18 protein-coding genes are annotated in these 19,097 nt (G+C 61.7%); 8 read left to right on the forward strand and 10 right to left on the reverse strand.

Going from position 1 to position 19,097, the window contains the following annotated elements; all coding sequences use genetic code 11:
• The first annotated feature begins 59 nt into the window (after nucleotides 1-59).
• The 6 genes from folE2 to HBN98_RS12315 are packed head-to-tail and all read left to right on the forward strand — an operon-like array spanning nucleotide 60 to nucleotide 5,266.
• Nucleotides 60-956 (forward strand): GTP cyclohydrolase FolE2, encoded by an 897-nt coding sequence (gene folE2 / locus HBN98_RS12290; protein WP_083367496.1) that lies wholly within the window; start codon nucleotides 60-62, stop codon nucleotides 954-956.
• Complete coding sequence (locus HBN98_RS12295; RefSeq protein ID WP_083367495.1) at nucleotides 953-1,621, forward strand: metal ABC transporter ATP-binding protein; 669 nt, start codon at nucleotides 953-955, stop codon at nucleotides 1,619-1,621. Before folE2 ends, HBN98_RS12295 begins: the two co-directional genes overlap by 4 nt.
• Nucleotides 1,621-2,487: a metal ABC transporter permease gene (locus HBN98_RS12300; RefSeq protein ID WP_083367494.1), complete on the forward strand. Its 867-nt coding sequence runs from the start codon at nucleotides 1,621-1,623 to the stop codon at nucleotides 2,485-2,487. The genes HBN98_RS12295 and HBN98_RS12300 overlap by 1 nt, the downstream gene beginning before the upstream one ends.
• An 11-nt stretch (nucleotides 2,488-2,498) precedes the next feature.
• Nucleotides 2,499-3,374 carry a metal ABC transporter substrate-binding protein gene (locus HBN98_RS12305; protein ID WP_083367493.1) on the forward strand — a complete coding sequence of 292 codons (876 nt, stop codon included), beginning with the start codon at nucleotides 2,499-2,501 and terminating at the stop codon, nucleotides 3,372-3,374.
• On the forward strand, nucleotides 3,371-3,931 hold the full coding sequence (locus tag HBN98_RS12310) for a gamma carbonic anhydrase family protein (RefSeq protein WP_025112617.1): 561 nt from the start codon (nucleotides 3,371-3,373) through the stop codon (nucleotides 3,929-3,931). Before HBN98_RS12305 ends, HBN98_RS12310 begins: the two co-directional genes overlap by 4 nt.
• A 3-nt stretch (nucleotides 3,932-3,934) precedes the next feature.
• Complete coding sequence (locus HBN98_RS12315) at nucleotides 3,935-5,266, forward strand: dihydroorotase (RefSeq protein ID WP_083367492.1); 1,332 nt, start codon at nucleotides 3,935-3,937, stop codon at nucleotides 5,264-5,266.
• A gap of 81 nt (nucleotides 5,267-5,347) precedes the next feature.
• On the opposite strand, the gene HBN98_RS12320 is transcribed toward HBN98_RS12315, so the two are convergent.
• Nucleotides 5,348-5,866: a DUF3617 domain-containing protein gene (locus tag HBN98_RS12320; RefSeq protein ID WP_083367491.1), complete on the reverse strand. Its 519-nt coding sequence runs from the start codon at nucleotides 5,864-5,866 to the stop codon at nucleotides 5,348-5,350.
• A 131-nt stretch (nucleotides 5,867-5,997) separates the two neighbouring features.
• On the opposite strand from HBN98_RS12320, the gene cls reads away from it, so the two are divergent.
• On the forward strand, nucleotides 5,998-7,437 hold the full coding sequence (gene cls / locus HBN98_RS12325) for a cardiolipin synthase (RefSeq protein WP_083367490.1): 1,440 nt from the start codon (nucleotides 5,998-6,000) through the stop codon (nucleotides 7,435-7,437).
• Between the two features lie 38 nt (nucleotides 7,438-7,475).
• Here the strand turns inward: cls and cfaB are convergent, their stop codons facing one another.
• From cfaB to hflK (HBN98_RS12365), 8 genes are all read right to left on the reverse strand, one after another.
• Nucleotides 7,476-8,663: a C17 cyclopropane fatty acid synthase CfaB gene (gene cfaB, locus HBN98_RS12330; RefSeq protein WP_083367489.1), complete on the reverse strand. Its 1,188-nt coding sequence runs from the start codon at nucleotides 8,661-8,663 to the stop codon at nucleotides 7,476-7,478.
• An 85-nt stretch (nucleotides 8,664-8,748) separates the two neighbouring features.
• Nucleotides 8,749-9,537: an HvfC/BufC N-terminal domain-containing protein gene (locus tag HBN98_RS12335; RefSeq protein ID WP_083367488.1), complete on the reverse strand. Its 789-nt coding sequence runs from the start codon at nucleotides 9,535-9,537 to the stop codon at nucleotides 8,749-8,751.
• Entirely contained in the window at nucleotides 9,528-10,373 is an 846-nt protein-coding gene (gene bufB / locus HBN98_RS12340) for an MNIO family bufferin maturase (RefSeq protein ID WP_083367487.1), read from the reverse strand. The genes HBN98_RS12335 and bufB overlap by 10 nt, the downstream gene beginning before the upstream one ends.
• A gap of 64 nt (nucleotides 10,374-10,437) precedes the next feature.
• On the reverse strand, nucleotides 10,438-10,689 hold the full coding sequence (gene bufA2 / locus HBN98_RS12345; protein ID WP_064589899.1) for a BufA2 family periplasmic bufferin-type metallophore: 252 nt from the start codon (nucleotides 10,687-10,689) through the stop codon (nucleotides 10,438-10,440).
• A 110-nt stretch (nucleotides 10,690-10,799) separates the two neighbouring features.
• A complete protein-coding gene (locus HBN98_RS12350; protein WP_083367486.1) occupies nucleotides 10,800-12,707 on the reverse strand; it encodes a cation-translocating P-type ATPase in 1,908 nt (635 codons plus the stop codon).
• The gene (gene hflK, locus HBN98_RS12355; protein ID WP_083367485.1) at nucleotides 12,704-13,765 is read right to left on the reverse strand and encodes a protease modulator HflK; all 1,062 of its coding nucleotides are present in this window, start codon (nucleotides 13,763-13,765) and stop codon (nucleotides 12,704-12,706) included. The genes HBN98_RS12350 and hflK (HBN98_RS12355) overlap by 4 nt, the downstream gene beginning before the upstream one ends.
• Nucleotides 13,762-14,802 (reverse strand): protease modulator HflC, encoded by a 1,041-nt coding sequence (hflC, locus tag HBN98_RS12360; RefSeq protein ID WP_083367484.1) that lies wholly within the window; start codon nucleotides 14,800-14,802, stop codon nucleotides 13,762-13,764. Before hflC ends, hflK (HBN98_RS12355) begins: the two co-directional genes overlap by 4 nt.
• On the reverse strand, nucleotides 14,799-16,763 hold the full coding sequence (hflK, locus tag HBN98_RS12365) for a protease modulator HflK (RefSeq protein WP_083367483.1): 1,965 nt from the start codon (nucleotides 16,761-16,763) through the stop codon (nucleotides 14,799-14,801). Before hflK (HBN98_RS12365) ends, hflC begins: the two co-directional genes overlap by 4 nt.
• 209 nt (nucleotides 16,764-16,972) lie before the next feature.
• On the opposite strand from hflK (HBN98_RS12365), the gene lpdA reads away from it, so the two are divergent.
• Nucleotides 16,973-18,373: a dihydrolipoyl dehydrogenase gene (gene lpdA, locus HBN98_RS12370; protein ID WP_083367482.1), complete on the forward strand. Its 1,401-nt coding sequence runs from the start codon at nucleotides 16,973-16,975 to the stop codon at nucleotides 18,371-18,373.
• A gap of 117 nt (nucleotides 18,374-18,490) precedes the next feature.
• On the opposite strand, the gene HBN98_RS12375 is transcribed toward lpdA, so the two are convergent.
• Nucleotides 18,491-18,964 (reverse strand): Lrp/AsnC family transcriptional regulator, encoded by a 474-nt coding sequence (locus HBN98_RS12375; RefSeq protein WP_007960832.1) that lies wholly within the window; start codon nucleotides 18,962-18,964, stop codon nucleotides 18,491-18,493.
• Nucleotides 18,965-19,097 lie beyond the last annotated feature (133 nt).

Raw genomic sequence — 19,097 nt, forward strand, 5'->3', positions numbered from 1 at the left:
ATCGTGATTTGAATTGTTATAATGTAACATTAAATTCAATCAACACGATGGTCCTGAACATGAATTCGCTGACACTTCCGGATATCGCCGCTCAAGCCGCTCGCCAAGCACTACCGCTTGAGTGGGTGGGAATGCGCGAAATCGCTTTGCCCGTTTTATTGGAGGGACAACGCCTGAGCGCCAAGGCTGACGCGGGCGTCAGTCTCGATGATGGCGAGGCACGCGGCATTCACATGTCACGGTTGTATCTGGCCTTGGCGACACTTGAGCAGCAGAACCTTTCTCCGTGGGTTTTGCGTCAGGTACTGGATGATTTCCTGGAAAGCCACGATGGTTTATCCAGCAATGCCTACCTGAATATCCATAGCGAAGTGCTACTGAAAAGACCCGCGTTGGTCAGTCCGCTGGCCGGGTGGAAAAGCTATCCAGTGAGCATTTCTGCAAGCCTGAAAAACAAAGTGTTCCACGTGGAACTGAAAATCGAAGTGCCCTACTCCTCAACTTGCCCATGTTCAGCGGCATTAGCGCGGCAGTTGATCCAGCAGCAATTCATCGATGACTTTGCCAACAAACCACTGCAGCACGCCGAGGTTCTGGCCTGGCTTGGATCAAGTCACGGCATCGTCGCCACTCCGCACAGCCAACGCAGCACCGCACAATTGCACATGCACCTGGATGAGTTCATCGACGAACTGCCCCTGAGCGTGATCATCAACGACGCCGAAGCTGCGCTCGGCACTGCCGTCCAAACCGCAGTGAAGCGCGCCGATGAACAAGCCTTCGCACTGGCCAATGGGCAAAATCTGATGTTCTGCGAAGATGCCGTCCGCCGACTTAACCTGGCCCTGCGCCGCTCTCCCGGTGTCAGCGGATTCCACCTGCGGGTGATTCACGCCGAAAGCCTGCACGCCCACGATGCCGTCGCCGAGAGTCATTGGCACCGGGAGCTCGCATGATCCGCTGCCATACCCTGAGCTGGGGCGCCCCGGGACAACCGCTGACGGCACCACTGACCATCGCGCTGGACAGCGGCAGCCTGACCGCCATCATCGGCGCCAACGGCTGCGGTAAAAGCAGCCTGCTGAAAGTCATCGCCGGATTGCAGAAACCGTTATCCGGAAAAGTTGCCTTAGGGGTTCCACGCCAAGGGGGCCTGTCGTTCCTGCCGCAACAGCAACACCTCGACCGGCAGTTCCCCATCAGCCTGCAAGAGCTGGTGGCCGCCGGTTTCTGGGGCCGAAGATTGTCGACACAACTGCGCGCGCAACGCCTCGCCAATGCACTCGATCACTGGCACCTGAGCGGCCTCGAGAAGCGCCCGCTGATGGCCCTCTCCGGTGGCGAACTGCAACGCGCGTTGCTCGCCCGTTTGAGTCTGGCTGACGCGCCATTACTGCTCCTCGACGAACCCCACGCCGCGCTTGATGAGCTGGGCCAGCAACTACTGTGGCAACACATCCACGCCTGGCACGCCGAAGGCCGAACAGTGCTGATGGTCTGCCACGACCTCGCCGCCGTCCGCCAACACATCCCGCAGACGTTGTTGATCAAAGACCGTGAGTGCGCGTTTGGCGCCAGCGCTGATCTGATCCAGCAAACGCCCCATACACAGGTGGCCTGATGCTCACCGTCGCCCACCTCTGGCAACCGTTCAGTGAGTTCGTGTTCATGCGCCGAGCGCTGCTCGGCGGATTGGTATTGGCCTGCAGCACAGCGCCACTTGGCGTGTTTCTGATCCTGCGGCGCATGAGCCTGATCGGTGACGCCGTCGCCCACGGCATTCTTCCCGGCGCAGCATTGGGCTTCTGGTTTGCCGGTCTGAGTCTGCCCGCGTTAACCCTCGGAGGTCTCGGCGCCGGCCTGAGCATGGCCGGACTGGCTGCCTGGATCACCCGGCGAACAGGCTTGCGCGAAGACGCCAGTCTCGCCGCGATCTACCCGATCTCTCTCGCCAGCGGCGTGCTGATTCTCGGCATCGCCGGCAAACGCCTCGACCTGCTGCACCTGTTGTTCGGCTCGGCACTGGCGGTCGACGGCCCGACCCTTCACGGCATGTTATGGGTCTCGGCCTTCAGCCTGATCGCCATGGCGGTGATCTACAAACCACTGCTGCTCGACACCCTCGACCCTTTATTCCTGCAAACCGTCAGTCGTCTCGGCCCTCTCGCGCACGGCGTGTTCCTGACCCTCGTGGTGCTCAATCTGGTGATCGGCTTCCAGGCCATCGGTGCATTGATGGTGGTCGGCCTGATGATGTTGCCAGCCGCTGCTGCCCGTTTCTGGAGCCGACGTCTGCCGGCGCTGATCGCCATTGCGGCGCTCATCGGCTGCCTGTCGGTGTGGCTCGGCTTGCTGCTGTCGTTCGACTACTCGCTGCCCAGCGGCCCGGCCATCGTTCTTGTCGCCGGTTTCGCCTACTTGCTGTCCGTGGTGTTCGGACCGGTCCACAGTCTGCTGCGCCGCCCACCTTCGCTCACATCCCAATGAGGTGTTTTCCGATGCGCGCTCTACTCGTGCTGTTCAGCTTGCTGCTGTCGATGTCGTTGTCGGCGGCGGAGAAATTGCCGGTGGTCACCAGCTTCAGCATCCTTGCCGACATGGTCCATCAGGTCGGCGGTGAGCATATCCAGATCACCAACATGGTCGGCCCGGACGCCGATGCGCACACCTATGAGCCGACACCGGACGATGCCAAAGCACTGCTCAAGGCCAAGTTGATCATCAAGAACGGCCTTGGTTTCGAACCATGGCTCGACCGCCTGGTGACCAGCACCGGCACCCAGGCTCCACTCATCAGTGCCAGCCACGGTGTGATTCCGCGCTCGCTCGATGAAGACGGCGAAACCATTCCCGACCCGCACGCCTGGCACAACCTGGCCAACACTGAGTTGTACATCGCCAACATCACCAAGGCGCTGATTGCTGCCGACCCGGCGAACAAGGCCGACTACCAACGCAACAGTCAGGTCTACCTGAAACAGATCTATGCTCTGCTCGCCGAAGCCAAAGCCAAGCTCGGTTCACTACCGCCGGGCAATCGCAAGATCGTCACCAGCCACGATGCCTTTGGTTATCTCGGTCAGGCCTACGGCATTGACTTCATGGCGCCCCAAGGCCTGTCCACCGAGCGTGAACCTTCGGCCGCCGAAGTCGCCGCACTGATCACGCAGATCCGTCAGGCCAAGGTCAAAGCGGTGTTCATGGAAAACATCAAGGACGCGCGCCTGCTCAAGCAGATCGCCGATGAGAGCGGCGCGCACATCGGCGGCACGTTGTACTCCGATGCCCTCGCCGCCAGTGGTCCGGCCAGTACCTTTGCCGGGCTGTTCGAATACAACCTCAACACCCTTTACAACGCGCTGAGCCAACCATGATCCGCAAGAATCCTTCAGGCGATCTGCCGCAAATTGCCGAGTCGGCCTACGTCGATAAAACCGCGATCATCTGCGGCAAGGTGGTCATCGGCGAGAACGTGTTCGTCGGTCCCTATGCCGTGATTCGCGCGGATGAGGTGGACGCCTCCGGTGCTATGGAGCCGATCACCATCGGCGCCAATTCGAACATCCAGGACGGCGTGGTGATCCACTCCAAATCCGGCGCCGCCGTGACCATCGGCGAATTCACCTCGATCGCTCACCGTTCGATCGTGCATGGCCCTTGCGTGGTCGGCGACCGGGTGTTTATCGGCTTCAACAGTGTGCTGTTCAATTGCGTGGTCGGTGACGGCTGCGTGGTGCGGCATAACTCGGTGGTTGATGGCCGCGATTTGCCGGACGCGTTCTACGTGCCCTCCACCACCCGCATCGGTCCCAACACCGACCTCTCGCAGTTCCCGCCGGTGAGTGTCAGTGCTTCGGAGTTTTCCGAAGACGTGGCACGCACCAATGTCGATCTGGTGCGCGGCTACAAAGCCTTGCAGAACGAGTTCTGAACCATGAGCAGCGTGCTGATTCGTAACGCCAGACTGGTCAACGAAGGGCGCGAGTACGACGGCGATCTGCTGGTCAGCAACGGTCGTATCGTCAAGATCGCGCGCAGCATCGATGGCGAAAACGCCCAGGTGGAAATCGACGCCCGTGGCCGGTGGCTGTTGCCGGGCATGATTGACGACCAGGTGCATTTTCGCGAGCCGGGCGCGCCGGCCAAGGGCAGCATTCACACCGAGTCTCGAGCGGCGGTGGCGGGTGGCATCACCAGTTTCATGGACATGCCCAATACCCAACCGGCCACACTCACCCTCGAAGCGCTGGCCGATAAAAAGCGCCGGGCGGCGATCAACTCCGTGGCCAACTATGGTTTCCACTTCGGTGTCAGTCAGGACAACCTCGACACCGTCGCCGCACTCAACCCCTGCGAAGTGGCCGGGGTCAAAGTGTTCATGGGCGCCTCCACCGGCAACCTGCTGGTGGATGATCCGCAGATTCTCGAGCGCCTGTTCGCCGAGGTGCCGACGATACTGTTGGCCCATTGCGAACACACGCCGAGCATCGAGGCCAACGCTGCCCGTCTGCGCGAGCAACTGGGCGAACACCTGCCGGCGAATATTCATGCGCTGGTGCGCGATGCCGAGGCGTGCTACCGCTCTTCATCACTGGCCGTAGAACTGGCGAAACGGCATGGCACCCGCCTGCATGTCTTGCACCTCACCACCGCCCGCGAGTTGGCGTTGTTCGAGGACAAGCCGCTCGCACAAAAATACATCACGGCCGAAGTCTGCCTGCATCATCTGCTGTTCGATGACCGCGACTATCCAGCCCTCGGCAACCTGATCAAATGCAACCCTGCGATCAAGACCCAGACCGACCGGGACGCGCTCCGTCAGGCCTTGTTGAGCAATCGACTGGATGTGATCGGCAGCGATCACGCTCCGCACACCTGGGCGGAAAAGCAGCGACCATATGCCGAGGCGCCCTCCGGTTTGCCGCTGGTGCAACAGGCGTTGCCAGCGCTGTTGGAACTGGTGGCCGATGGCGTGCTGCCAATCACCACACTGGTGGCGAAGACCAGCCATCGCGTGGCGGATCTGTTTGCGATTCCGGATCGGGGTTATTTGCGTGAAGGCTATTGGGCAGATCTGGTGCTGGTGGAGCCAGCGGCGCTGGAAGTGTCTCGGCAACCGATCCTGTCACAGTGCGGCTGGACGCCGTTTGCTCACAAGACGTTCCGATATCGGGTGAATACGACACTGGTGTCGGGACAGATTGCCTGGGATGGCGGGCAGGTGAATGAGGGGTGTCAGGGCTTGCCGTTGCGGTTCATGCGCTGATCAGCAAGACGCTTTCGCGAGCAGGCTCGCCCCACATTGGAAATACATTCCAACGGTGGCAGCGAGCCTGCTCGCGAAGCTTCAAGCTCTTGGCTTAACCGTGCCGCAATCCTGACCCAACCACACCGCGCGGGTTTCCAGGCTGCCTTTCTGGTTGATCCCGATGGCATTGAACGTACCATTGGCTACAGTGGTGAACTCACGATCACTGACGAAGGTGGCCACACCGGTGCCTTGCGCTTTCGGGCAACTGAAGCGGAATTTCCACTGGTTGCCGGTGCGCTCGGTGATCTGCTGTTTGCAGCCCGATTGCGGATCGGCCAGCGGGATATCGTTGGTCGCGACCTGCTGCGGCGTCAGGCAGGCACGGATGCCCTTGCCGCCGATGTTGATCCCGTTCTTCTCCAGCGCTGCCCGCTGCTGCGGGGTCATCTGGCCTTGCAGTTGGCCGAGGATCGATTGCACATCCATCGGCTGGTCATCGACCTTGACGTTGCTCGAAGTCATTTCCCACAAACCCGGCTGCAGCATTTGCGCCTGCGCAACCACCGGCATTGCCAAACCCAGGCCCAGCGCCAAACCCAGCAGACGAACGTTCATCGAAAAACTCCTGATCAGTAGTGGCCGTTAGACGTCGGCCAAAGGCTTCGGTTCATGGGCCAATTAAATAGCGACAATCGCGCCGGAACATGGTCTGTTACGCATTGAATCTTCAGGAGCAAGGCTGCCCCATGGATTATTTTGGACCGCACATTTTCGGTTATCTGATTGCCCTGATACACAGCCTCGGCTTGATCGCCGCTATCCACGCGGTGCTGACCGTACGCACCGCGCAAGGCTCGATCGCCTGGGCATTGTCGCTCATTTTCATCCCCTACCTGACACTCATCCCTTACCTGGTCTTTGGCCGCAGCACGTTCGACGGTTACATCAAGGCGCGGCGTCAGGCCAACGAACAGATGCGCCAGGCGATTTCCGAATTGAACTGGCGGCCGTGGGTCGAAGAAGCCCTCACCGCCCGCGCTTCGAATGCCTACGCCTCGCTGCGCGCCATGCCCAAGCTGGGGCGCATGCCGTGTCTGGCGAACAACGAAGTGCAATTGCTGGTGAATGGTCAAGCGACCTTCGCGGCTATTTTCCAGGCCATCGAGCAGGCGCGTGAAGCCGTGCTGATTCAGTTCTTCATCATCCATGACGACCGCCTCGGTCAAAGCCTGCGCGATCTGCTGCTGAAAAAAGCTGCCGAAGGCGTAGCGATTCATCTGCTCTACGACCGTATCGGCAGCCACGCCCTGCCCCACAGCTACGTACAGGCGCTGCGCGATGGCGGTGTCGAGGTCAAAGCCTTCGCCACGCGCGGCGGATGGCTCAATCGCTTCCAGGTGAATTTCCGCAATCACCGCAAAATCGTCGTGGTCGATGGTGTGCTTGGATTTGTCGGCGGGCACAACGTCGGTGATGAATACCTGGGCGAAAAACCGCCACTGGCACCATGGCGCGATACCCATGTCCAGGTGCGTGGTCCGGTGGTGGCCTGCATGCAGGAGTCGTTTGCCGAGGACTGGTTCTGGGCTGCCCGCACGTTGCCACCGCTGATCCTGCCGGATGTCTACCCGGAAGATGGCGTGCTCTGCCAATTGCTGGCGAGCGGCCCGGCGGATGCCTACGAAACCTGTTCACTGTTCTTCGTCGAAGCCATCCACGCGGCGACGGAACGGGTGTGGATCACCAGCCCGTATTTCATTCCCGATGAGGCAGTATTCGCCGCGTTGCGCCTGGCGGTGCTGCGCGGCGTCGATGTGCGCCTGCTGCTGCCCTCGCGTCCCGATCATCGCATCGTCTACGCCGCCTCCAGCCTCTACGCGTTCGAAGCGGTGCGCGCCGGGGTACGAGTGTTCCGCTACGAACCGGGGTTCTTGCATCAGAAAGTGGTGTTGATCGACAGCGAGATCAGTGCCATCGGCAGCGCCAATCTGGACAACCGCTCGTTCCGGCTGAATTTCGAAGTGATGCTGCTGACCGTCGACAGCGAGTTCGCCGCCCACGTGGAACACATGCTCAACGAGGACTTCGAACAGGCTTACGAAGTCGCCAAAGAAGAAAGCCGGGAGATCCACCGCCTGCAACAGCTCGGTATGCGAATCGCCCGGCTTATTTCGCCGATTCTGTAGACGGCCCATCCCCCATCGCAAGGGGATGGGTTCGAGCCTCAAGGGTGGTAGATATCTTCGCGAGTCCAGGGCAGTTCATGGCTGCCATCGGGATGCGCCTTCACCGCCAGAATCTGGTGCAGGTTGATCCAGCCACGGGCGAACGCATAGGCACACCCGGCCAGATACAGCCGCCAGATACGCAACGCCTGATCGGGCACCAACTTAGCGGCAGCTTCGAGGTTGTCCTCCAGTCGCTCGCTCCAGTGGTCCAGCGTGCGCGCGTAATGCAGGCGCAGGCTTTCGACGTCGACAATCTCCAACCCTGCTTCGCTGATCTCGGCCGAGATCATCGCCAGGTGTGGCAGCTCACCGTTGGGAAATACGTATTTCTCGATGAAATCGCCAGCACCACGCCCCACCGGACGGCCATCGGTGTGTTTGGCGGTGATGCCGTGATTCATCACCAGACCGCCCTCCTTCACCGCACCGAACAGGACTTTGCAGTACTCGGCGAGGTTGGCGTGGCCGACGTGCTCAAACATGCCAACGCTGACCACCTTGTCGAAGCGCCCGTCCTGCGGCAGATCGCGATAGTCGAGCAGCTGCAGTTCGACCTGGTCTTCCAGGCCTTCGGCCTTGACCCGCTCCCGGGCCAGTTCCAGTTGTTCCTTGCTCAGGGTGATACCGAACACCTTGGCGCCGAATTCCCGCGCGGCAAAACGCGCCAGTCCCCCCCAACCACAGCCGACATCCAGCAGATAGTCGCCCGGTTGCAGGCGCAGCTTGCGACACAAGTGGCGGAATTTGGCTTGTTGCGCCTGTTCCAGGGTTTCGCTGCCGGTTTCGAAATACGCGCAGGAATACGCCATGTCGCTGTCCAGCCACAGCTGGTAGAACGCGTTGGACAGGTCGTAGTGGTAGGAAATGGCTTTGGCGTCGGTTTCCTTGTCGTGTACCGCACGCACTGGCTGGGTGTCTTCATCTTCATCGAGCAAGGCACTGCTCAATTCGTCGCAGACCCGGATGACCTCGCTGATCGAGCCCTCCAGTTCCAGCTTGCCCTCGACAAACGCCGCCCCCAGCGCGTCAAGGCTTGGATGGGTGAACTGGCTGACCATCGTCGGGTCCTTGACCACGATGGTGACACTGGGCGCCGGCCCGAGATTGAACTCATGGCCGTCCCAGAGTCGCAAGCGCAGCGGAAGCTGCAGATTCTGTAAGGCCGGTGGAAGTTGCGCGAGCATGGAATATCCCCCCTTGTTTCAGACGTCAGATCTGAGGGTAGACCATCCTTGAAAAATAGCAGGCTATCGATTTGATTGGCCGAGACTATCGTTCCAGACGCTCCAGCATGCCGTCATGCACCCACTGCTTTAACCAGGTTACAGCCTGAAGTGGCGCGCCCTCACCATAGATGACTGTTAACTCGGCGCACAGTTCGGCGAAATTCCAGCCTTCAATCAACAGGCCGTGCAGCGCGTTGGCCTCAGCCGGCTCCAGACTTCGGTAGTTGCACAGCAGATCACTGCGCCAGATCAGGCATACCTGCGGGACTTCAAGTGTCTCGCTGTGCGGAAAATCCGTTGCCTCCTTGAGCGAGCGCCACAGGGCCAGACTGTTGAATCGCTGCTCAAGCCACTGCAGCGACGGCGTCGGTTTGACCTTAAGAACGGGCCATTCCTGTGGAGAAAACGCCGCCATCGCCTCAATCGTCAACGGCGCACCGGGCGGCGCATCAAACGCCAGGGTAAACGCCCACTCAAGGGTGGCCAGTTCACTCAACGCGGCACTTTGCTCCGGCACCAAGTGCTCGCGGATAAATGTCTCGAAGCCCTGGCCGAGCCAGCGCAGGCTGTAGTGCTTCGATGGGTGCTGACGGATGTACGCCCCCGCGAGCGCGTCGAACTCTTCGTCCCCCAGCCAATGATGGATGGCCGTGAAGTCATTGCGCAGCACCTCCAGCAAACGCGCCTTGTAGGCGTTGTGATAGATCGCCAGCCCCGTGTCCACGTCCAGCGTCGGGCCGCCAATCAGACTGGCACTCAAGGATGGAGACGCTGCCATCGACTCCTCCAGCAGAAACGCCTCAAATGCCAATTGCCATTCGTTCAGGCGCATTGCTGTCTCCCGGCCAAAACGTGGTCGCCCAGTTCGCGGGCCCTGTGCAGTTCGTCGAGCAGCTCTGCGAACGGCGGGAAATGATCATCGCGTTCCAGCAGCGTGGCCACCGGCCCGAAGTGTTTCAGCGTGCGTTGATAAAGCGCCCAGACCGGATCGCTCACCGGATGATCGTGGGTGTCGATGACGTAGTCACCGTAGTCGCTATGCCCGGCCAGATGCAGTTGGCGCACCTTGTCCTTGGGCAAGCTCTGAATGAACGTCCACGGATCGAAGCCATGATTGCGTGAGCTGACGTAGACGTTATTCACGTCCAGCAGCAATTCGCAGCCGCTGACGTGACTCAGGGCCTGGAGAAATTCCCACTCAGTGAAGTCATCGGTGGCGGCGCGCACGTAACTGGACACGTTCTCCAGCACCAATGGCCGCTGCAAAACGTCCTGCACCTGCGCCACGCGCCCGGCGATGTAGGCAAGGCTTTCTTCGGTGTACGGAAGCGGCAACAGATCATGCAGCTGATGGGCGTTGCCACGGCTCCAGCACAGGTGATCGGAGATCCACGCCGGTTTGACCCGTTCGGCCAGTTGCTTGAGCTGTTTGAGATAGTCCGCATCGAGGACATGCGGCCCACCGATGGACAGGGACACGCCATGCATCACTACCGGGTAGCGTTCGGCGATGGCGTCGAGGAAGTACAAGGCTTTGCCGCCCTGCACCATGAAATTTTCCGAGACCACTTCGAACCAGTCCACGTCTGGCGACTGTTCGAGGATCTGTTGGTAATAGGCGCTGCGCAAACCCAGGCCATAACCCAGGAAAGGAACAGAAGCTGACATGCCAGGACTCCTTTGCAAAGTGGCCGCAGCGGCATCACCCGCTGCGGCAGCACTCACAGGTGGCTTACTCGCCGACCTTGCCACCGGCTTTTTCACAAGCCGACTGAGTCATGGCCTTGAAGCCCTGGCCTTTGCAGGAGCCCATGCCTTTGCACGCGTGGTCCTTGGTCTTGCAGTCGTTCTGGCCTTTGCAGGCGTTGACGCCGTAGCAGTGAACCTGGGCATCGGCCGCCATGGCGTTGGTGGCGACACCGGCAAACATTGTGGCGGCGGCCAAAGCGAGAGCGGCACCAGCAGCAGCGGATTTGATAGTCATTTTTTACATCCTCGGTAAGCGTCAGGGGTGTCGGCTGGAAGGTTGTTCAGTCCCGACATAGCACTAGAGAGGGCTGCCCCGACGGCGTTACAGAGGTGCGAAAAATATTTTCAGTGATCGTCCTTGAGCTTGAGCAGCGGCTCCTGAAACCGCAGCAACCGTCCGGCATTGCCCAGCACCAGCAGCGTGCTGAGGTTATGCAGCAACGCGGCAATCATCGCCCCCGCCGCGCCGAGCCAGCCGAAGGCTGCGAACACCACGATCGCCAGCGTCCAGCCCAGACCGATGATCACGTTGACCTGCAAGGTCCGGCGGCACTGACGACTGAGCCGCACACAGGTGCCGAGGCGACGCAGGTCGCTGCCGATCAGCACAATGTCCGCCGAGGCCAGCGCAATGTCAGCACCGCCGGCGCCCATGGCGACGCCGACCACTCCGGCCTTGAGCGCCAGCGAATCATTGATGCCATCGCCCACCACCATCGGCCGGAAACCATTGTCGATTTCCTTGAGCACGCGGTTGAGTTTGTCCTCGGGCAGCGCCTGCGCTTCCAGCTCTTGCAGGCCCACTTCCCGGGCCAGGGTCTGCGCGACACTCTGGCGGTCACCAGTCAGCAGCAACTGCCGACCCAGGCCGAGTTCGCGCAACTCAGCGAGGGCAAAGCGCGCTTCCGGTTTGACGCTGTCGGCCAGTAACAGCCAGGCGACAAACTCACCGTTCAAGGCCAAGCCGGCGATCGGCCCGTCATGTACGGGAACGGGCGTGGTGACAATGCCCAGTTGCGCGAACAGCTCGGGACGCCCCAACGCCGCCTCGCCCTGCGCGGTCATGGCGACCACGCCCAGACCCTGGCGCTCATGCACATCGGTCAGTGGCAGACTCTGTTCCTGACTGACCAGCCCGGCCAGCGCACGGCTGACCGGGTGACTGCTGGCCGCGCCGAGGCTGGCGGCCAGCGTCATCACAGAAACCTGATCCAGACGCGGGCTGCTGATTGATTGCAAACGCAAGGTGCCGTAAGTCAGGGTGCCGGTCTTGTCGACCACCAGCGAGGTGAGATCGGCCAGTTCCTCAAGGAATGCTGAACTGCGAATCAAGATGCCGTGACGCGCCGCCACCGCCACGCCGGCAATCGCCGTGGCCGGTGCCGACAGCACCAAAGCGCAGGGACATGCCGCGACCAATACCGCGAGCATGGCTTGCGCGTCGTTGGTGACAAACCAGGTCACCGCCGCCAGCAACAACACCAGCACCATGTAGCTGCCGGCATAACGCTCCAGCAGCCGGGTGATCGGCGGCTTGGAGCGCTCGGCGTTTTGCATTAGCGCGATGACTTTGCCCAACGTCGATTGGTCGCCGGTGCGGGTCACTTCAATGCGCAACAAGCCGTCGAGGTTGATTGCCCCACCGAACACCGTCATGCCCGCCGCCGCTTCAACCGGGACCGACTCGCCGGTGATGGAGGCCGTGTCGAGGCTGGCCTGACCGGACAGCACCCGGCCATCCGCCGGCACCCGATCACCGGCGCGCACTTCGACCGTGTCACCCGGTTTGAGCGTGCCGTTATCGACTTCGATGATCGAACCGTCCGCCTGAATCTTGCGTGCGTGGCTGCGGGTCAATTGGCCAAGGGCGTGAATCGCCTCCTGCGAGCCGATCACGCTGCGCTCTTCCAGTACGTGGCCGAAGATCATGATGATCGGCAGCAGCGCGGCGGTTAGCAGATCGCCCGTCGCCCACGCGCCGAGCATCGCCAGGGCAATCAGTTGATCGGTGATGCCGTGCAGGCTCGGATAACGCAGGCTGTACCACGCCGAACGCATCACCGGCACTGCCACCAATAAGGAAGCAAAACCCAGCAGCAACTGGCTGACGCCGGTTTGTTCCGGCACCTGCCAACGCCAGATCAGGCCGAGTCCCAGCAAGCCCAGGGCGAGCATCGCCAGGGTCAATTGCCGTGCGGCGCGGCGCTGTTCGGCCGAGGACAACAGGCTCGGTGCAGCAGTGGTCGCAGTCATTTACTGGCTCCCTGAATGATCAGGCGGGAATCGTCTTTGGGATCGACCGTAGTCACCGAGCCGGCCTGGCCGAGGATCTTCGGCATGCGTTCGCGGTACAGCCGCAGGAGCATCTGCGGATCGGTGCCCTGTTGCTGAGCCTTGGCCAGGCTCAGGACCGTGGCGGTGTCGGCAGAGGCTTTCGCCAACCGTTCGCCGGCCTGCGCATGGGCCACTTGCAGGGTGCGGTCGGCTTGTTCGTTGGCAGTCTGGGTGAGTTTTTCCGCCTCGGTGCGCGCATTAGCGACGGCTTTGTCGGCTTGCTGACTGGCCGTCAGAACAGCATTGAAGGCGCTGACGGCCGGATCCGGCAGACTTGACTGAACGTCGACCCGCGCGACTTCGATGCCGATGCCCTGCCCGCCCGCCTTCAGCTCGGCCAAGCGTTGGTTGATGCCTTGCACCAGATCACCGCGCAGACGCTCGCGGCGCTCGGCCGCCTGATTATCGGCGCCGATCAGCTCCGGCCGGGCGACCAGAATCGTGTCCAGATCGCGCGCGGCAGTCAACGCCACCGCGCTGCGGGTGACCAACCGATCCAGCGCCGGCAGCACGTGATCACCCTGCAACACGAAGTCGTACGGATCGGTGACTTTGTAAAACACTCGCACATCCAGCTGCACCACACCGGCGTCGCCGGTCAGCAAATAACCGGAGCCCGCCAGTGCATCGCTCAGGGGTGTAGCGAAGGTCGCTACACGGTCGGCCTTGATCGCCTCACTGCTGCGCAGCAGATTTTCCACTCGGCGCTCAATGACACGATCCGCGGCCGGCAGCAAAACCACCTGTTCGAACGGCTGCGGCCAAGCGAGCAACAGACCGGCATTCTGGATGCGATCCAGCGCGCCAAAGTGCAAAACCACCGCCCGGTTCTGCGGGTCGATCTGCCGCACATTGGAGAGCGCCCACGCCAACGCGGCCAAAACCGTCACCGCGTACAAGGCGAAAAACGCCAGACGCCCGGCCTGAATCCACGGACTGCTCAACGAATGTGTTCCACGTGGAACTTCATCACTCATGGTTGCGATCCGGATTTGTTATCGACCGTGGGCGGACCATCCACCAGCACGCGGAATGGCGCGGCGTCGGTGCGCAGGATCAGTTTGGTGTCGGGCGTGACGATGGTGCCCAAGGTATCCAGAGAACGCAGCAGGTTGTACAGCTGTGGCGAACCGGCGTAGGCGCGGCCGTAAATCTGAGCGGCTTCAACCCGGGATTGCGCTTCGATGTCTGCAGCTTTCACCGTGGCATCGGCCTGCACGATCCGCGCATCGCGTTCGGCTGCCGAACGAATCTGCGCCGCCTCACGCTTGCCAATAGCCGTGCGTTCGGTGGCGATTGTTTCACGCTCGGCACGCATTCGATCGACCGTGGCCGTGAGTGTCACCGAGGGCAGTGTCAGCCGTTCGATGCCGACCTGCACTACGCGCACGCCGTAAGTGGCGAGCAGTTGCTGATCGATCTGCTTGCGCAACTGCGCTTCGAAATCGGCGATGCGCACCTGACTGGCGTAGGTGTTCACCAGATTCGCCAGGTCGAAACTGCTGGCGGTGGTTTCCAGCGCCGAGCCGACAAAGGTACGGATCTGCCGCGCGGCTTCGTCCGGCTGGTTTTGCACTGCGCGCATGAAACGCTGCACGTTGTCCGGGTCGCCCTGCACCTGCCACGCCACGTAGGCCTGAACGATGATGCGCAAACCGTCGCGGGTGCCGACATCCTGCAAGCCGCTGGAGGTGGTGCGCAGGCGCAGATCCACCGGGATCGCCGCTTCGAACGGCGCGGGCCAACGCCAGCTCAAACCGGGCTCAAGCAACACTCGCGACGGATTACCGAAACGGGTAATGACCGTGGCTTCGCCCGAGCGCACTTGCACCAGGCTCGCCGCTGCGATGGCAAACGCCACCAGCAACACCGCCCAGCCCATGCGCCGCCACGGAAAAGGGCCCGCCTCTTCCGGCGCACCGTGGTGGTGATGCCCATGATGATGGTGATGCCCGGCGTGGCCGTGATCGTGGCCGCTGTGGTCATGCGAATCGTGTGTGTGCGACTGGCTCAAGGGGCAACTCCTGGTTGAGCGGTGGTGCGCGCGGGCGTCGGGTCAGCCGGCAGCGTGAACGTACGCAGGTCGATGGTCGGCGCATTGCTGCTGCCGCCTAAACGGTGATCAAGCACCAGCAACTTGGCCTTGCTCAGGCCCTGGCTGAGCTGACTGAAATATTGCTCCAGCACGAACGCCTGGCCGGCGCTGGCATAGGCCTGTTGTTCCGCCTTAAACTTCAGATCCGCCGCCTGCGCCGTGGCGTTGACTTCACGCGCGCTGGCAGTGGCCTGATCCCGGGCAAGGCTGGCCTGCAACTGCGCCTGGTTATTGGCTTCAGCCGCCGCGCCGCGCTCGCGGGAGATCAACGCCTGCGCGCCGATCTGCGCCGCTTGCACGCTGTGATAAGCATTGGCGGCACCGGCAGGGGGATGAATCGCCTCGACCACAGTGGCGAGGATCTCCACACCGCTGTCGAGTTTCTGCAGATCGCCTTGCACCACGCGGCCGATTTCTTCACCCAGCCCTACCCTGTCCGCCCCCAACAGACCGTCGAGGGTGCGCGAGGCAAAATCGTGGACCAGAATCCGGCTCGCGGTGCTGCGAATCAGCGTCGGCACATCGGCATTGTTGTAGGTCGCGGCCAAAGCATCCTGGTCACCCAGGCCAATGCGATAGACGAAGCGCACGTCCATGTTGACGATCTGAAAGCTCTGCTGATCGCCACGGCTGCTGGCAATCACTTGGGATTTGTCGTTGACGTGGCTGGCATCCCACAGACGGTTGGCGCTCAGCGGTGCCGGACCTTCGGCGGGCTCGACTTGGGTCGGGGCAGGAGCATCGCCGACGCTGGTCGCCAACTCGTGCACCACGCCGTTCTCGACATTCAACACACGGCCCAGCGGCCACGGCAGACCGGCGTGCAGCCCGGGGCCGAAGACTTGCACCGGTTTGCCGAAACGCTCATAAATGCCGCGCCCCTGCAGCGGAACTTCGTGAATGCCGGTCAACACCCAGCCGACCGCAGCGACCAGCGCCAGCACCGGCAGAAAAGCCCGACGCATATAGCTGAAGGCCCAGATCTGGCGCAAATCGATACCGAAGCGGTTGTGCAATTCATGCTGCAACGCGAGCAACGGCTGAGGTGGCCATCGCAGCATGTCGGCGACAAAACTGCGCGCCAACAAGGTCGGTTCGAGCCGTTCGCGGTGCGGGCTGAATATCGACAGGACTGCGCGTAATAGCAACTCGATTGCGACCAATCCCGGCAAGATCCCGATCAATACCGCGAGCCGTACGGGCCACAACGAAGCCTCACTGGCAAATAACAGGCACAGCGCGCCGAGCACCAGACTGATGATCGCCACCCGCGCCAATTGCGCGAGGGGTCCGGCTTCCGGCCATTGCGTCGGGCTCTCCTGAGCCAATTGGCGCTCAAGCACCAACAAACCGAAGCCGAGCAGCAACATCAGCGCCGCGCCGACGCTGGCAGACAACCCGACCGCGCCGGCCGGCAACGCAAGGTTCCACACCTGATCGATGCTTAGCACCACCAACGCCGACCAACCGCCGAGCCACAAGGTAGCAGCGCCGATCTGCCCGAGCAGGTGCACTCCGCGCTGACTCAAACGCGCCAGCAGCCGTTCGTACCAGCCTTCAGGCGCTGCTGACTCCGGCTCCTCGGTCAGCGCCACCGGCGCCAGCGGGTGCATCACCCGTGCGCGCCACTGGGTGACCCACCACGCCGACTGCAGGCCGGCAACCAGCACCAGCAGCGCTGCGCTCAGATTGACCAGCAACGCCGGCCATAACGATTGCGCGGCAAACAGCCCGACAAAAAACGCCAGGACCCACCCCGCCCCGGCCAATCCGCCGAGACCTATAGCCAGTCGGCGCAAGCGGCGCCCCTGCGTGGCCGCTTGTTGAAAGCGCGGCAGCCCGGTCACTTGCGTGCCATCGACATCCAGATCGACTTGCATATCACCCCAAAGCCATTGATTCAGCGGTCTGATCGTTACGATATAACGAAAACCGTGAAATATTCGTACACAAATACGCTTATCTAAAGATGCACAACCTGTCGCTTGCCTGAAGCCTTGACCGAAATGTCCGGAAACGCACATATTACGTACGTAATTTTATGCCTGACTAATTTCAGCGATCCGCATCCCCAACGAGGAGCAAGAGCATGAGTCACTACGATGTGGTCATTCTGGGCGGCGGGCCCGGTGGTTATAACGCGGCGATCCGCGCCGGCCAGTTGGGCCTGAAGGCGGCGTGCGTGGAAGGTCGCGCCACCCTCGGCGGCACCTGCCTGAACGTCGGCTGCATGCCGTCCAAAGCCTTGCTGCACGCCTCGGAGCTGTACGACGCGGCCATGGGTGCGGAATTCGCCAACCTCGGCATCGAGGTCAAACCCACGCTCAACCTCGCGCAAATGATGAAACAGAAAGACGAGAGCGTGAGCGGCCTGACCAAAGGCATCGAGTTTCTGTTTCGCAAGAACAAGGTCGACTGGATCAAGGGCTGGGGCCATATCGACGGCCCGGGCAAAGTCACGGTAACCGATGAGCAAGGCAACCAGACCGAGCTGAGCGCCAGGGACATCATCATCGCCACCGGCTCCGAACCCACGCCCCTGCCCGGCGTCGAGATCGACAACCAACGCATTCTCGACTCCACGGGTGCGCTGTCGCTGAGTGAAGTGCCCAAGCATCTGGTGGTGATTGGCGCCGGGGTGATTGGCCTCGAGCTGGGTTCGGTATGGCGCCGCCTCGGCGCCCAGGTGACCGTGGTCGAATACCTCGACCGCATCTGCCCGGGCGTCGATGGCGAGGCCGGCAAGACCCTGCAGCGCTCGTTGAGCAAGCAAGGCATCAGCTTCAAACTGAGTTCGAAGGTCACCTGCGCCACCCCCTCGGCCAGCGGCGTGCAGCTCAGCGTCGAACCCGCCGCCGGTGGCAGCGCCGAATTGCTCGAAGCCGACTACGTGCTGGTCGCGATCGGCCGGCGCCCGTACACCCAGGGTCTGGGCCTGGAGAATGTCGGCCTGACCACCGACAAGCGCGGCATGCTCGCCAACCGCCAGCACCGCACCGAAGCAAACGGCGTCTGGGTGATCGGCGACGTGACTTCCGGGCCGATGCTCGCGCACAAGGCCGAAGACGAGGCGATGGCCTGTATCGAACAGATCGTCGGCAAGGCCGGCGAGGTCAATTACGATTTGATTCCCAACGTCATCTACACCCGGCCGGAGCTGGCCAGCGTCGGCAAGACCGAGGAGCAACTCAAGGCCGAAGGGCGAGCCTACAAAGTCGGCAAATTCCCGTTCACCGCCAACAGCCGGGCGAAGATCAACCACGAAACCGAAGGCTTCGCCAAAGTCCTCGCCGACGAACGCACCGACGAAATCCTCGGCGTGCACCTGGTCGGCCCGAGCGTCAGTGAAATGATCGGAGAATACTGCGTGGCCATGGAGTTCAGCGCGTCGGCCGAAGACATCGCGCTGACCTGCCACCCGCACCCAACGCGTTCGGAAGCGTTGCGCCAGGCGGCGATGAATGTCGAAGGGATGGCGACGCAGATGTAGATGGTCACCCAATCCCTGTGGGAGCTGGCTTGCCAGCTCCCACAGTTGACCGTGTTCCTGCTGGAGGACTGCGCTCAAATGCAGGAGCCAGCCTGCTCGCGATGAAGGCTACGCGGTCTACAGCGGAAGATGCCCCAACGGCAATGCCCCCGGGGTCTTCACCGTGTGAATCGCAAAATTGCTGCGAATGTCACTCACCCCCGGCAGCTTCAGCAAACAGCCGCTGAGAAAGCGGTCATACGCGCGCAGGTCCGGCACCACCACCTGCAACAGAAAGTCCGACTCCCCCGACACCAGAAATGCCGAGATCACTTCCGGCAGCGCCGTAACCGCTGCATAAAAGGCTTCGGCCTGTTCGTCGTTGTGCCGCTCGACCTTGACCCCGACAAACACCGTCAGTCCCAGCCCCACTTCGTCGCGATCCAGGTTGGCCTGATAGCCGCGAATCACCCCGGCCTCCTCCAGCATCCGCACCCGGCGCAGGCAGGGTGACGCCGACAACCCGATTTCGTCCGCCAGCTCGACGTTGCTCAGCCGGCCGTTGCGCTGCAAAGCGGCGAGAATCTTGCGGTCAAAGGCGTCGAGTTTCATGGTTGGCAGATCCTGATGGTCAAGGCGCGAAAAGAAAGCAGGTTATGCCAATTCCTAGTGCTTTTGAAGCTGACTACGCAAGCACCTGCCCCACGCTTGCGCCATAGAATCGGCTCACCGAATCGACCACGAA

The sequence above is a fragment of the Pseudomonas koreensis genome, assembly GCF_012986595.1.
GTDB classification, from domain to species: Bacteria; Pseudomonadota; Gammaproteobacteria; order Pseudomonadales; family Pseudomonadaceae; genus Aquipseudomonas; species Aquipseudomonas koreensis.

Bases quoted from the DNA above. Each gene is read 5' to 3' on its own strand.
- hflK (WP_083367485.1), bottom strand. From the start codon at position 13,765: ATGAGTGATGAAGTTCCACGTGGAACACATTCGTTGAGCAGTCCGTGG.
- HBN98_RS12335 (WP_083367488.1), bottom strand. From the start codon at position 9,537: ATGCGCCTGAACGAATGGCAATTGGCATTTGAGGCGTTTCTGCTGGAG.
- HBN98_RS12320 (WP_083367491.1), bottom strand. From the start codon at position 5,866: ATGAACGTTCGTCTGCTGGGTTTGGCGCTGGGCCTGGGTTTGGCAATG.
- cls (WP_083367490.1), top strand. From the start codon at position 5,998: ATGGATTATTTTGGACCGCACATTTTCGGTTATCTGATTGCCCTGATA.
- folE2 (WP_083367496.1), top strand. From the start codon at position 60: ATGAATTCGCTGACACTTCCGGATATCGCCGCTCAAGCCGCTCGCCAA.
- lpdA (WP_083367482.1), top strand. From the start codon at position 16,973: ATGAGTCACTACGATGTGGTCATTCTGGGCGGCGGGCCCGGTGGTTAT.
- cfaB (WP_083367489.1), bottom strand. From the start codon at position 8,663: ATGCTCGCGCAACTTCCACCGGCCTTACAGAATCTGCAGCTTCCGCTG.
- HBN98_RS12305 (WP_083367493.1), top strand. From the start codon at position 2,499: ATGCGCGCTCTACTCGTGCTGTTCAGCTTGCTGCTGTCGATGTCGTTG.
- HBN98_RS12315 (WP_083367492.1), top strand. From the start codon at position 3,935: ATGAGCAGCGTGCTGATTCGTAACGCCAGACTGGTCAACGAAGGGCGC.
- HBN98_RS12295 (WP_083367495.1), top strand. From the start codon at position 953: ATGATCCGCTGCCATACCCTGAGCTGGGGCGCCCCGGGACAACCGCTG.
- HBN98_RS12300 (WP_083367494.1), top strand. From the start codon at position 1,621: ATGCTCACCGTCGCCCACCTCTGGCAACCGTTCAGTGAGTTCGTGTTC.
- bufA2 (WP_064589899.1), bottom strand. From the start codon at position 10,689: ATGACTATCAAATCCGCTGCTGCTGGTGCCGCTCTCGCTTTGGCCGCC.
- HBN98_RS12350 (WP_083367486.1), bottom strand. From the start codon at position 12,707: ATGACTGCGACCACTGCTGCACCGAGCCTGTTGTCCTCGGCCGAACAG.
- bufB (WP_083367487.1), bottom strand. From the start codon at position 10,373: ATGTCAGCTTCTGTTCCTTTCCTGGGTTATGGCCTGGGTTTGCGCAGC.
- HBN98_RS12375 (WP_007960832.1), bottom strand. From the start codon at position 18,964: ATGAAACTCGACGCCTTTGACCGCAAGATTCTCGCCGCTTTGCAGCGC.
- hflK (WP_083367483.1), bottom strand. From the start codon at position 16,763: ATGCAAGTCGATCTGGATGTCGATGGCACGCAAGTGACCGGGCTGCCG.
- HBN98_RS12310 (WP_025112617.1), top strand. From the start codon at position 3,371: ATGATCCGCAAGAATCCTTCAGGCGATCTGCCGCAAATTGCCGAGTCG.